We start from the raw sequence: 12,834 nt of genomic DNA on the forward strand, positions 1-12,834 counted from the left end.
TTTCAGCTCCCCACCAGTTCCCGCTTGTGGGCAGGACTGACAGCTGACGCTAATCGCCAACGCAGCAGCTGACGCAGCTCACTCAAAGCCGCACTCTCACCGGCATAAGCCGCTCGCTCAAAAGCATCGGTAACCCGTTGTGCCAGGGTTGCCAAACGCGGCTTTTGCGCGGCGATACGCTCCGCATAATCCTGCGGCGTCTCTCCGGCATCGCGTTTTACCCCTGCGCGCGCCATGCGACGACAAAACTTGCGGTATAGCCGCTCCGCCGGTGGCAACTTGCGTCTGCGACCGCTGTACCAGATCCACGCCAATACGCCCAGCAATGCCAGTACAGTTGGTAAAGCAAACAACAGCGCCATTCGCAGTGGAGACACATCACCCAGCAAACGCTGCAAAGTATCGCGCTGCCTTTCACTATCGAAGCTCACTACCGTCTGGTACCAACGGTAGTTGATCATGTCCCATTGCAGTCGAAGTTTTACCAGTACATCAATACGGTGCAGGGGCAGCAGCGAGTCCTGCATAAACTCCTCTCCAGCTGCACTCTCCAGTCCATCGCGCACCCGCTCAGGCGCTACTGCCGCAGTGGGGTCCACCCGCTGCCAGCCACGCCCATCCAGCCAGATCTCCGCCCACGCGTGGGCATCGTACTCTCGAACCAACAGATATTGCTCACCCCTTACCCACTCACCACCCTGATAACCGGCGACAACCCGTGCAGGTACACCTGCAGCGCGCATTGCGAACACATAACTGCCAGCAAAATGTTCACAAAAGCCCTGTTTACTGCCAAACAGGAATTCATCAACACTATCAACACCCAGAGCCGGGGGCCTCAATGTATAAGTAAATTCGCGGTTGTAACGAGCTAACAGCTGCGTGGAAATTTCCTCTGCACCCAACCCCCTGCGACGCAAGTTCTCCACCCACTTACGGGTGCGCTCGTTACCCTCTACAGGCAACTGCAAATTGCGACGGCGTTCGGCGGTGCTAAGAGGGGCCTGCACACTATCGGTATCCCTCGGCCAGGAGCGCACTTCATAGGCAAAGCGACTGTAAACAGGAGTCCGTTTAACCAGCCGGTCATCCTCGGTCTCCCCCACTTCGGTGCTATCGGAAACCGGGCGCGCCAGGGCAAACAACCACGGGGTCCGGCTTGCCTCCTGAATCACTTGATAACGGTAACGTGGCCCCACCTGAGGCAGCGGCCGCTCACCACTCCTCCAGTAAACGCGCCCACCATTGCGCGGATCGACACCAAAGCCCTGACGCCAGGTGCGCCCATCAAACTCGGAATACACCAAACCGCGCCAATAGCGCTGCTCTGGCGGCGGTATGGGTCCATCAAATGAGATCCGCAGTGCCGGCTTATCGGATTTCGATAGGCGGGTAAAGTCGCCCGGAGCCATGGAATCGCTGACCCCAGTGCGCCCGGCAGATGTGTCCTGGGGAACTGACCACAAGGGCCCCAGACGCGGCATCACCACAAACAGCAGCAGCATTAGCGGCGTAGCCTGGGCCAGCAGTCGCAGGGAAAGCCCCAGGGCCCGACGCGGGCGAGCACTAAAGCTACCCATTTGAGCAGCTAGGGCTGCAGTGATCACAACAACACTGAGCAAACCGTAAAGAGCGTAGGGAATAGTCTGCTCTCGCACAAAAAGAGTGGCGGCGACGAAATAAGCCAATAACAGGCTGACAAAGGCGTCACGGCGGCTCACCAGCTCCAGGTTTTTCAGGGTGAATGACACGGTCAGCAGTGCAACCATCGGCTCCAGCGCAAACCAGCGCCGGTAGGACATAGCCAACCCGGCTATTATCAGAAAAATCACCAGAAGCTTCAGAGTACGGCCAGGCAGGTCTCGACGACCTCGAAAAACTTCTAGGCGCCAATAGACAGCGAAGGCCCAAGCAAAGGGCACCCAAAGCGGCAGCTGGGTAAACTGGGGCAAAAGAGCAACAAACTGTGCAGCGAAGATCCACAGTAAGCTCTCGCGGGGCAGCAAATCCTGGGTGGTGGCCATTAACTACCCCACTTCGGAAACAGGGCCAGAGCCTGCAGCACTTCCCGCTGGTGGCTCGGCCCCAGGGAAGGCTCGATAGCGACACCGGGCAAGCGCAGCCCATAAGCAATGCCTTGTTTCTCTGCTTGCAGGCACCAGTAACACAAGTTGCTCAAACGGGTTTCCACATCGCGCCCATCGAGCAGTGCCCAATCGAGCCAGAGGCGCACATCAGTGCGGCACTCATAATCCTTGCTGTAAAGATCACGCCCCGCGGCATATTGTTTCCAGGCCACGTGCCGCAGGGAATCGCCGGGCTGATAAGCTTTAAGGGCACTGAAATCATCACCCCCATGGCGCACCTCGCCGAAATCTCCCTCTGTTTGTACGCCCCCAAAAGGAAGAGGACCAGCAGATATCGGTCGGGGGTATACCAGGAACTCCACATCTAGGTCGATACGACTCCAACAGCGAAATAAACCGAGGGGGAAGCGGCTTTCAATTCGCAGACGCGGGGCCTGTACACGGCCGCGCTCCACCACAGGCATGGAAATGCGAATATCCTCGCTAGCCTGCGCACAAAGATCCAAGTAAGCACCTTCTTCGGGAGGCCAGCACAGTCGTATCCACTCCCTTTCGCGCTTATCCTCACGGCTTATATTGATTTGCGCTTCAGCAAAGTCGCCAGCAAAAGCCGGGCTTGTGCCAAGCAACTGCAGGCGCAAGCCGGTCAAGTTGGCGAAGGTATGCACTGGCAAAACTACAAATACACTGACAAGCAGGAAAGTCAGGGCAAATACCAGGTTATTTTCGTAATTAGTACCCAGTAACCACAGCAGCATAATCACCAGAAGAAACCCTAGCCCCGCACGGGTGGGCAAGATAAAAAGACGACTGTGATTGAGGGTGATACTGCGGGAGCGCGGCGCACGGCGACTGAGCCAGCGCTGCATGGCGCCACGCAAGGGGTCTGTAAGAAAACGAGCCGGGTTGCGTAAAACACTCATTCATTCAAGCCGCGATAATATCCACTTGGCGTACCAGCCGCTCCACCAACTGATCGCCATTGCCACCCTCGCCCTGTAATCGGTGCCCCGCCACAGAGGGCAATACGGCTTGGATATCCTCAGGTAACACATGGCCGCGATTGTGAAGAAGCGCCCAGGCCTTAGCCGCTCGCAACAACGCCAGTGCACCACGGGGCGACAAACCGACCGCGCAATCCGGGCTCTGTCGTGTATGCAGTACAAGCCGTTCAAGGTAATCCAATAAACTGTCGGAAGTTTTTACCTGGCCCACTAGGCTCTGCATCTTTTTTAGGGTTGCGAGATCGATACGCGGCTTTAATTTAGCAAGCTGTTGGCGCGGATCGGTGCCCAAATACAGGGCTCGCTCGGCCTCTCTGGTCGGATAACCAAGACTGATGCGCATCAGGAAGCGGTCCAGCTGGGATTCCGGTAAAGCGAAAGTGCCAGACTGTTGCAGTGGATTCTGGGTAGCAATTACAAAAAATGGTTGTGGCAATAACCTGGTCTCGCCATCCACACTGACTTGGCACTCTTCCATCGCCTCAAGCAGCGCACTCTGGGTTTTTGGCGAAGAACGGTTGATCTCATCTGCCAAAAGAACCTGGCTAAAAACCGGGCCCTCGTGAAAATGGAACTGACCCGATTCCCTGTCAAAAATGGAAACGCCAAGTATATCCGCCGGCAACATATCACTGGTGAATTGCACCCGCTTGTAGGAAAGCCCCAACACCTGAGCCAAGGCGTGGGCCAGGGTGGTCTTACCCATGCCGGGTAAATCCTCAATCAACAGGTGCCCTTTTGACAAAAGGCAGGCCAAAGCCAACTTTACCTGACGCTCTTTACCCAGCAGAACACTGCCGATATCGGAAACTATGGCGGAAACTATTTTTTGCACGGCAAATCCATTACTGCTCTGTTTTTTTCAGGCCTCGGACACGGCCTCAACCTCAATATGGGTAGCACTCACCGGCAGCTTTTTGCTGCAAATAAGCTGGCTACCCCGTATTAATCATAGGTAGAAAGGGGCACTGCCAAAAAGTGCAATCTACAGCTGGGACAAGCCCCGCATTAGGTCGCGCTTGAGATCTTCCACATTTTCAAGCCCCACAGAAATGCGAATCAGGTTTTCGGTGATACCCGCACGGGCCTTGTCTTCATCGCTCAGGCGTCCGTGGGTGGTGGTGGCCGGATGCACGATCGTGCTCTTGGCATCACCGAGATTGGCTGTACAAGACAGGATTTTGCAACTGTCGATCACCTTCCAAGCCTGTTCCCTGCCACCGCGCACAGTGAAACTCAGCACGGCGCCGAAGGCATCCTGTTGCTCCCGAGCCAACCGGTGCTGGGGGTGCTTTGGCAAACCGGTGTAGTTGACTCTCTCCACCATTTCCTGCTCATCCAACCACCAGGCCAAATCGAGTGCATTAGTACAGTGGGCCTGCATCCTCAGCTTCAGCGTCTCCAAGCCCTTAAGGAATACCCAGGCATTGAAAGGGCTCATGCTGGGGCCAGCTGTGCGCAAAAATACCACCAACTCATCCATAATTTCCTTGCGCCCAACTGCGACGCCGCCAAGGGCACGCCCCTGGCCATCAAGGAATTTTGTCGCGGAGTGCACAACGATATCAGCGCCCAGCGACAACGGACGCTGTAGTGCCGGGGTACAGAAACAGTTATCCACCACCAGCAGAGCACCGGCACTATGTGCCACTTCCGCCAGGGCGCGAATATCTGCCACCTCGCACAGGGGGTTGGAAGGAGTCTCCATGAATAACAGCTTGGTAGAGCCGTCCACCGCCTGCTTCCAGGCATCCATATCAGTGAGATCCACGTAGCTTACGCGCACACCGAACTTTTCCATATAGCGCCCAAACAGTGCGGTAGTAGTACCAAATACGCTGCGGGAACAAATTACCCGATCACCACTTTGCAGCAAAGCCATGCAAATACTGAGGATCGCGGCCATACCACTGGAAGTCGCCACAGCTGCCTCACCGCCCTCTAGCGCGGCAATACGCTCTTCAAACATACGCACAGTGGGGTTGGTATAGCGGGAATAAACGTTACCGGAACTCTCGCCGGCAAAACGTGCGGCGGCTTCCGCAGCGGAGGGGAAAACGTAACTGGAGGTAAGATAGAGGGCCTCAGAGTGCTCGCCTTCCGGCGAACGGACCTGCCCGGCACGCACGGCCAGGGTTTCCAGAGCGTAACCGTCGTCTTCAAACATATACCGCTTCCTGGTCAGTATTTTTTGGAAGCGGTCATCTTAACCGAAACGGCCGTGCATGGCGCCCTCTTCTGCCGTGAAGAGGGCGCTGGTCCAGGTCAATTACAAGGCGCTGGTATTGGCCTTCTTGCGCTTGGCATCGTCATTACGTGCCACATGCTGGTTATTGAGGTACTCCTCATCCACATCGCCAGTTACATAGTTTCCATCGAATACAGAGCAATCGAACTGCTCAATTTTCTGCTTGCCGCCACTGGAACTCACTACCAGGTCTTCCAGATCCTGGTAAACCAACCAATCTGCACCGATCTCCTGGCAGATCTCCTCAGTGGTGCGATCGTGGGCCACCAATTCATTGGCTGATGGCATATCAATACCGTACACATTCGGATATTTCACCGCAGGCGCTGCACTGGCGAAATACACTTTCGCAGCACCGGCATCACGGGCCATCTGGATAATCTGTTTACAGGTGGTACCGCGTACAATGGAGTCATCCACCAGCAGTACATTTTTGCCGCGGAATTCCAGCTCAATCGCGTTCAGCTTCTGGCGCACAGACTTCTTGCGCTGCTTCTGTCCCGGCATAATAAAGGTACGGCCGATATAGCGGTTTTTTACCATACCCTCGCGGAATTTAACCCCCAATCGGTGTGCCACAGTCTGGCCGGCAGTACGGGCGGAATCGGGAATTGGAATCACCACGTCGATATCGTGATCCGGACGCAGGCGCAGAATTTTATCTGCCAGGTGCTCACCCTGACGCAGACGCGCTTTGTGCACAGATACGCCGTCCATAATGGAATCCGGGCGGGCGAAGTACACATGCTCGAAAATACAGGGGGTCAGGGACGGGTTTTCCGCACACTGCTCGGAATGCACGGTACCATCCAGCTCAATATACAGTGCCTCACCAGGAGCCACATCCCGCACCAGGGTATAACCCAGTACATCCAGGGCCACAGACTCAGAAGCCACCATATATTCGGTGCCCTTCTCGGTCTCGCGTTTGCCGTAAACCAGTGGGCGAATTCCATTTGGATCGCGGAAAGCGACGATACCGTAGCCAACAATCAAGGCCACACAGGCATAAGCGCCACGCACACGTTTGTGTACTGCACGCATAGCGGTAAAGATGTCTTCTGCCTTGGGCTGCAACTTGTGCTGCTTGTGCAGCTCATGGGCAAACACATTCAACAATACTTCCGAGTCGGAATCAGTGTTGATATGACGCAGGTCCTGCTGGAAGATTTCGTCCATTACCTTGCGTACATTGGTGAGGTTGCCATTGTGAGCCATGGCAATGCCGTAAGGGGAGTTCACATAGAACGGTTGCGCCAGGGCGGGGCCGGAGCCTCCCGCAGTAGGGTAGCGCACATGGCCAATACCAAAATTACCTTTCAGGCGTTCCATATGGCGCGCACGGAATACATCGCGCACCAGGCCATTGGCCCTTTGCTGGTTCAGGCGATCATCGTCACAGGTTACGATGCCTGCGGCATCCTGCCCCCTGTGTTGCAATAGAGTGAGTCCATCATAGAGCTGTAGATTGACATCACTCTTACCGACGATACCGACGATACCACACATATATTTGACCCTATTGATCGAAAAGGCGGTGCTAGCGCCCGATTAAAATAACTCTACAAAAAAGTCCTTCACGGACTTGGCCAGCTCCCGCGCACTGCCCTCAAACTCGAGGAAATGGGGAATCAATACCGACTCACTCCACCAGCTGTCCTGCTCCACCGGCACCAGTGCCGGAGCCAGAATCAAAAGTGCCATCACCACAATTGCTCCCCGCACCAAGCCAAACACCATACCCAGCACACGGTCAGTGCCGGATAAACCGGTGGCCTCAACAAAAGCGGAAAGCATCATATTCAGGACAGCCCCGGCCAGGAGAGTGCCAAAGAACAGGATGGCAAAAGCGGCAATCACCTGAAGGGAAGGAGTATCGACGAGATTTGAAAGCAGAGGCGCAAGCTGGTCGCGAAACATCATTGCGACAATAAAGGCAGCGATCCAGGTGAGCAGTGACAGGGTCTCACGCACAAAACCCCGGCTAAGGCCGAAGAGTGTGGAAATACCCACAATAGCCAGGATGGTCCAGTCAGCCCAATTCATTCAACCCTACCTGCGTGGCGGCTGCTGCCGCGAAGAGCGCGCATTCTAACTTAAGGGGCTAGGCGCGTGAAGCCGTAGGCCAACCGATTGGAATTTAATACCCAGAGAACAAGTATCCGTGGAAGATTGACGGTCCAGCTGTGAATTTCTGCCGAATAAAAGTGCATTGGAAGTCAAGGGTCACCGGTGGCAACAACGTCCACCGGGCCATTAAAAAGGGATTACAAATAGCAATTGCTGTTACGCTTTGAAGCGCAGTACCAAGGTTTGGGCTTCCAGCAGGGCGTCCAGCTTCGATTTCAGAGCCTGGGCTTCCGCTTTCTCCACGTTAGGTCCCACAAAGACCCTCACATAACGCCCCTTATCAGTTTCAACCGCCCGAGTATAAGCGCGATACCCCTCATCCATAAGACGCATACGCAGCTGATCCGCACGGGAGGCATCACGATAAGAGGCCACTTGCACTACCCAAGCCACAGGCAGACTCTGAGTATCCACTAAGGCGGAAGACCCTTTTTGTGGGGCTGAGCGGACGGGGATATCAGGCACAGTATTATCGTCGGGTACCCCACCGACCGCTGCCGTAGTCTCTTCGGTCGCAGTTGCCGCCTTGGGATTGGAAAACTGCTCAGGTACTTCCGGCTGGAAAGCCTCTCCGGGCACCGGGGCTGGTGCCACATTGGCAACAGGCTCAGGCTTGGCAATCTCAATAGGCCGTATATCCGGTTCCGCTGGAATCTGGCTCACCTCACTGATGTAGCCTGACGACTCCCGGTCCAGCAGACTGGGCAGGAAAATGACAGCGAGCGCAGCCAACACCAGCGCACCGACGATACGCTGCTTGAAGCCATCGTTCAGCCGTCCCCTAAGGGGAGACTTATCCTCGCAATTCTCCATTATCCTCATCTCGCATCTGCTGCAGAACTTCCGCCACAGTAAAGAAGGATCCAAATACAAGCAACCTGTCCTGTGGACCGGTGGTCGCTAACAGCTGCTGTAAACCATCGGCGACAATTGGACAGCGGGCATCCACTTTAGTTACTTCAACACCCGCACCAGCAAGGCCACTGAGCAGTGCATCCGCTCCCGCAGCACGATCATTTCCGGGCAAAAGCGCTGGGTGCCAGTGGTTCACCTGGTTGCTCAGGGGGGCAAACAGCCCAATGAGATCCTTATCCGCCATAACCGCTACCAGGGCGTGGGTCTCTCCCGATACTGGGTTCGCATCCAACCAGCGGGCCAAATGCTCAGCCGCAGCGGGGTTATGCCCGACATCCAGTAACAGATTGCGATTGTGCCATAACAGCTGCTGGCATCGGCCCGGCAAGGTTATTTTTGCCAGGGCGCTCTCTACACCCTCCTCCGGCAGAACACCCAGTAGCACCAGTGCAGTTATTGCTGCAGCAATACTCGGGCGCGGCAGACTGATCGGCGGTATTGTCAGCTGCAGTTCGCCAAACTGGTATTTCTCTTCACCTTCACTTTGAGTAACAGAGAAATCCCGTCCAATAAAATAGCTCGAATTTGCCTGTTTTTCTGCCGCAGACAACACGGATTGCGGAGGATTCTTATCTGCACAGACAAACGGGGCTCCCGGTCTCAGGACACCCGCTTTCTCCCGGCCGATCACTTCCCTATCGCTTCCCAACCAATCCTCATGATCAATGGCCACGCTGGTGATAATTGCCAAATCCGCATCCACCAGGTTAACCGCATCCAGGCGCCCCCCAAGGCCGACCTCCAATAGTGCAAACTCAACCCCAGCGCGCTGGTACAGCCAGAGCGCCGCAAGGGTCGAGAACTCAAAATAAGTCAGGCTTATTTCACCGCGAGCAGTCTCCACCGCCTCAAAAGCGCGGACCAATTCCAGATCAGATACCTCGACACCATTGATCCGCACCCGCTCATTAAAACGCAGCAAATGTGGGGAACTATAGGCACCAACGGAATGGCCGGCAGCACACAGAAGGGCTTCCATTGTCGCCACGCAGGAGCCCTTTCCATTGGTGCCTGCCACCGTAATTACCGTAGGTGCCGGCTTTTGCACACCGAGGGTAGCGGCCACACTGGAAACCCGTTCCAGGCCAAGCTCAATTTCAGTTGGGTGCAACTGCTCAAGGCGGGAGAGCCAATCTTGCAATGAAGACATAGTTGGATAAATCACTGGTGGGAATTGGGCAGCCAGATTGTATTGTAACCGGCTGCCGATACGGGGGATGGAATATCAGTTACCGCTCAGTTTGCCCAGCAGGCGCGATACTGTAGAGCGCATATCCCTGCGCGGGATGATCATATCAATCGCCCCGTGCTCCAGCAGGAATTCACTGCGCTGGAAACCTTTGGGTAGTTTTTGGCGAATGGTCTGCTCGATAATATTGGGGCCGGCAAAACCAGCACGGGCACCGGGTTCAGCCGCATTGATATCGCCAAGCAAGGCCAGGGAAGCCGATACGCCACCGTAAACGGGGTCAGTCATGATCGAGATATAGGGCACCCCGGCCATCTTCATTTTTTCCAGCACTGCCGAGGTCTTGGCCATCTGCATCAGGGAGATCAAAGCTTCCTGCATACGAGCTCCTCCAGTAGCGGAGAAACACACCAGGGGGATGCGCTGTTCCAGGGCGCGCTGGGCTGCACGGGTGAAGCGCTCACCCACAACATAACCCATGGAACCGCCGTGGAAAGCAAACTCAAATGCCACCGCCACCAGGGGCTCACCCCTCAAAGTGCCTTGCATGGCAATAAGGGCATCTTTTTCACCGGTGGATTTTTGCGCCTGCAGCAAGCGGTCTTTATATTTTTTTACATCCTTGAACTTGAGGCGATCGACCGGTAATACATCGGTGGCCAGCTCTTCACGCCCCTCTTCATCCAGAAAAATATCCAGCCGTCGACGTGCACCAATCCTAATATGGTGGTCGCACTTAGGGCACACATCCAGGTTGCGCTCCAGCTCCGGGCGGTAAAGCATGGCGTCGCACTTGACGCACTTCTTCCAGACGCCTTCCGGAACCTTGCTGCTACCTGCGCGGCGCTCGGTGCGAATCACCGCGGGAACTATTTTTTCTAACCAGCTCATCTCGTTTCCAAATCCGGATACTTTCAATAGGCCGGCTCATTTTACCGACCAGTGAGTTTCAGGCTACGAATTAAAACACTAAGCAGAATTACAAACCCGGCCAGATCAGCCGCTATTTTTGGCTTTCTGGCCAGCCCTGTAACGGGACACCAAGCTAGATTAGCGGTCGAGAGCCTCGCGCATCTCACTGACAATTGCGCCAACCCTCTCCTTTGCTGCCACCAGATCTGCCGCCTCATTCACCGCCGTCACCAGGACACTCCCCACTACAGCGCCATCTCCGTGGGCACTTACTGAGCGTGCCGAGGCCCCGTCTTTAATACCGAAGCCTACACATAGTGGCAGGTCGGTGAAGCGGCGGATATGCTCGAGGTTGTCGCGCACTGAATCCAGATCCAGATGGCCTGCACCTGTTACCCCCTTCAGGGATACATAGTAAACAAAGCCACTCGCCAGGCCGGTAATCTCGCGAATACGCTCCTCAGTAGTGGTGGGGGTCAGCAGGAAGATATTGCGCAAGTTGCGCTCTGCCAACAAGCTATTGAGTGGACCTGCCTCTTCCGCAGGCAGATCCACTGTAAGCGCCCCATCAACACCGGCATCAAGCGCTGCATCGGCAAACTCCCGCTCCCCCATACGCTGGATCGGGTTGGCATAGCCCATCAGGATTACTGGCGTTTCCTCATCGACCTGACGGAATTCACGCACCGTGGCCAGGCACTTGCGCAGGGAGGCACCACTGGCCAACGCGCGCTCATGTCCCTTCTGGATTACCGGACCCTCAGCCATAGGATCTGAAAAAGGCACCCCCAATTCAATCATGTCGGCACCGCTGGCTACCAACTGGTGCATTAGCGGTACCGTATTCTCCAGGCCACCATCACCGGCGACAATATAAGTTACCAGGGCTTTACGACCCTCGCCGCGCAATCTGGAAAAGCGGCGGTCAATTCTGTTTTGTTCTGTCACTGTGTATTCCCTGAGCTACTCCTGGCTATCACCAGCTCACTTGGTCTGTATTCTCTGCCACCTGCCCGCCTCAACAAGCCGGCGCCAATCAGTTAAACCTCAATGCCATCAATAGCGGCAACGGTAAAAATATCCTTGTCCCCACGACCAGAAAGGTTCACAACAATATTCTGTTCCGGCTGCATGCTGGCAGCCAATTTCATCGCGTATGCAACAGCGTGGCTGGACTCCAGGGCCGGCAGAATACCTTCGGTTCGGGTAAGGCGACGGAAGGCATCGAGCGCCTCTTTGTCATCAGCAGTGACGTACTCTACGCGGCCAATATCTTTAAGCCAGGCGTGTTCGGGTCCAACACCCGGATAATCGAGGCCTGCAGAAACAGAGTGAGTCTCGATAATCTGGCCATCCTCATCTTCCATCAGGTACGTGCGGTTGCCGTGCAGGACACCGGGGATACCGTCGTTGAGCGGCGCCGCATGCTTACCGGAAGCCAGGCCCTCACCACCGGCCTCCACACCAAACATCTTCACATCGGCATCATTCAGGAAGGGGTGGAACAGGCCTATGGCATTGGAGCCCCCACCCACACAGGCCACCAGTGCGTCGGGCAGCTGGCCAAAATGCTCGAGGCTCTGGCGACGCGCTTCACGCCCAATAATGGAATTGAAGTCCCGCACCAATTGCGGATACGGATGGGGGCCGGCAACAGTTCCAATAATGTAGAAAGTGTTATCGACATTAGTAACCCAATCACGCATCGCTTCATTCATGGCGTCTTTGAGGGTTTTGGAGCCGGATTCCACCGGTACTACTTCAGCACCCAGGAGTTTCATACGGTAAACATTGGGAGACTGACGTTTAACATCTTCCGCCCCCATATAAACCGTGCACTGTAATCCCAGACGTGCGGCCACCGTTGCAGAAGCTACACCGTGCTGACCCGCACCGGTCTCTGCAATAACCCGGGTTTTTCCGCTGTGCTTGGCCAATAGTGCCTGGCCTACGGTATTGTTTACCTTGTGAGCCCCGGTGTGGTTGAGATCCTCGCGCTTAAGCCAGATACGCGCTCCACCGGCCTGCTCTGTCAGGCGCTCAGCTAGATACAGAGGCGATGGCCGTCCGACATAGTGCGCAAGATCGTAGTCAAAAGCAGCGACAAACTCCGGATCATCTTTCAAGCGGCTGTACATCGCCTGCAGTTCATCCAGTGCGCTGATCAGTGTCTCCGATACAAAGCGACCGCCGTACGGACCAAAATGCCCGCTGGCATCCGGAAAGGTGGAAAAATCAATAGCACCTGGCTTAGTCACACTCATACTCCGTCGATCACAAAAATTTCTTCTGTCTATTTACCTACTGATTAAAGCGCTACTCCTAACCACTTTAAACATTACCGGTCAT

The 12,834-nt window shown here is 55.4% G+C and carries 11 protein-coding genes; all 11 read right to left on the reverse strand.

What is annotated here, in order from left to right:
* Positions 1-2: 2 nt before the first annotated feature.
* The gene (locus tag ACJJIP_RS14275) at positions 3-2,024 is read right to left on the reverse strand and encodes a transglutaminase TgpA family protein (protein ID WP_020411775.1); all 2,022 of its coding nucleotides are present in this window, start codon (positions 2,022-2,024) and stop codon (positions 3-5) included.
* Positions 2,024-3,010 (reverse strand): DUF58 domain-containing protein, encoded by a 987-nt coding sequence (locus ACJJIP_RS14280; RefSeq protein ID WP_444945403.1) that lies wholly within the window; start codon positions 3,008-3,010, stop codon positions 2,024-2,026. The genes ACJJIP_RS14275 and ACJJIP_RS14280 overlap by 1 nt, the downstream gene beginning before the upstream one ends.
* A 4-nt stretch (positions 3,011-3,014) precedes the next feature.
* Entirely contained in the window at positions 3,015-3,926 is a 912-nt protein-coding gene (locus ACJJIP_RS14285; RefSeq protein ID WP_353374982.1) for an AAA family ATPase, read from the reverse strand.
* A 150-nt stretch (positions 3,927-4,076) separates the two neighbouring features.
* On the reverse strand, positions 4,077-5,258 hold the full coding sequence (locus ACJJIP_RS14290; RefSeq protein WP_020411771.1) for an O-succinylhomoserine sulfhydrylase: 1,182 nt from the start codon (positions 5,256-5,258) through the stop codon (positions 4,077-4,079).
* 102 nt (positions 5,259-5,360) lie between these two features.
* Complete coding sequence (gene purF / locus ACJJIP_RS14295) at positions 5,361-6,848, reverse strand: amidophosphoribosyltransferase (protein WP_020411770.1); 1,488 nt, start codon at positions 6,846-6,848, stop codon at positions 5,361-5,363.
* 42 nt (positions 6,849-6,890) lie between these two features.
* Positions 6,891-7,385 (reverse strand): CvpA family protein, encoded by a 495-nt coding sequence (locus tag ACJJIP_RS14300; protein WP_020411769.1) that lies wholly within the window; start codon positions 7,383-7,385, stop codon positions 6,891-6,893.
* A gap of 240 nt (positions 7,386-7,625) precedes the next feature.
* Entirely contained in the window at positions 7,626-8,282 is a 657-nt protein-coding gene (locus tag ACJJIP_RS14305; RefSeq protein WP_444945404.1) for an SPOR domain-containing protein, read from the reverse strand.
* Positions 8,263-9,534 carry a bifunctional tetrahydrofolate synthase/dihydrofolate synthase gene (folC, locus tag ACJJIP_RS14310; RefSeq protein ID WP_444945405.1) on the reverse strand — a complete coding sequence of 424 codons (1,272 nt, stop codon included), beginning with the start codon at positions 9,532-9,534 and terminating at the stop codon, positions 8,263-8,265. Before folC ends, ACJJIP_RS14305 begins: the two co-directional genes overlap by 20 nt.
* Positions 9,535-9,609: 75 nt before the next feature.
* On the reverse strand, positions 9,610-10,464 hold the full coding sequence (accD, locus tag ACJJIP_RS14315; protein WP_020411766.1) for an acetyl-CoA carboxylase, carboxyltransferase subunit beta: 855 nt from the start codon (positions 10,462-10,464) through the stop codon (positions 9,610-9,612).
* Between the two features lie 159 nt (positions 10,465-10,623).
* On the reverse strand, positions 10,624-11,433 hold the full coding sequence (gene trpA / locus ACJJIP_RS14320) for a tryptophan synthase subunit alpha (RefSeq protein WP_020411765.1): 810 nt from the start codon (positions 11,431-11,433) through the stop codon (positions 10,624-10,626).
* Between the two features lie 92 nt (positions 11,434-11,525).
* Positions 11,526-12,749: a tryptophan synthase subunit beta gene (gene trpB / locus ACJJIP_RS14325; protein WP_282951223.1), complete on the reverse strand. Its 1,224-nt coding sequence runs from the start codon at positions 12,747-12,749 to the stop codon at positions 11,526-11,528.
* Positions 12,750-12,834 lie beyond the last annotated feature (85 nt).

Source organism: Microbulbifer variabilis, assembly GCF_052467165.1.

Bases quoted from the DNA above. Each gene is read 5' to 3' on its own strand.
- ACJJIP_RS14280 (WP_444945403.1), bottom strand. From the start codon at position 3,010: ATGAGTGTTTTACGCAACCCGGCTCGTTTTCTTACAGACCCCTTGCGT.
- purF (WP_020411770.1), bottom strand. From the start codon at position 6,848: ATGTGTGGTATCGTCGGTATCGTCGGTAAGAGTGATGTCAATCTACAG.
- ACJJIP_RS14300 (WP_020411769.1), bottom strand. From the start codon at position 7,385: ATGAATTGGGCTGACTGGACCATCCTGGCTATTGTGGGTATTTCCACA.
- accD (WP_020411766.1), bottom strand. From the start codon at position 10,464: ATGAGCTGGTTAGAAAAAATAGTTCCCGCGGTGATTCGCACCGAGCGC.
- ACJJIP_RS14305 (WP_444945404.1), bottom strand. From the start codon at position 8,282: ATGGAGAATTGCGAGGATAAGTCTCCCCTTAGGGGACGGCTGAACGAT.
- folC (WP_444945405.1), bottom strand. From the start codon at position 9,534: ATGTCTTCATTGCAAGATTGGCTCTCCCGCCTTGAGCAGTTGCACCCA.
- ACJJIP_RS14275 (WP_020411775.1), bottom strand. From the start codon at position 2,024: ATGGCCACCACCCAGGATTTGCTGCCCCGCGAGAGCTTACTGTGGATC.
- ACJJIP_RS14290 (WP_020411771.1), bottom strand. From the start codon at position 5,258: ATGTTTGAAGACGACGGTTACGCTCTGGAAACCCTGGCCGTGCGTGCC.
- trpB (WP_282951223.1), bottom strand. From the start codon at position 12,749: ATGAGTGTGACTAAGCCAGGTGCTATTGATTTTTCCACCTTTCCGGAT.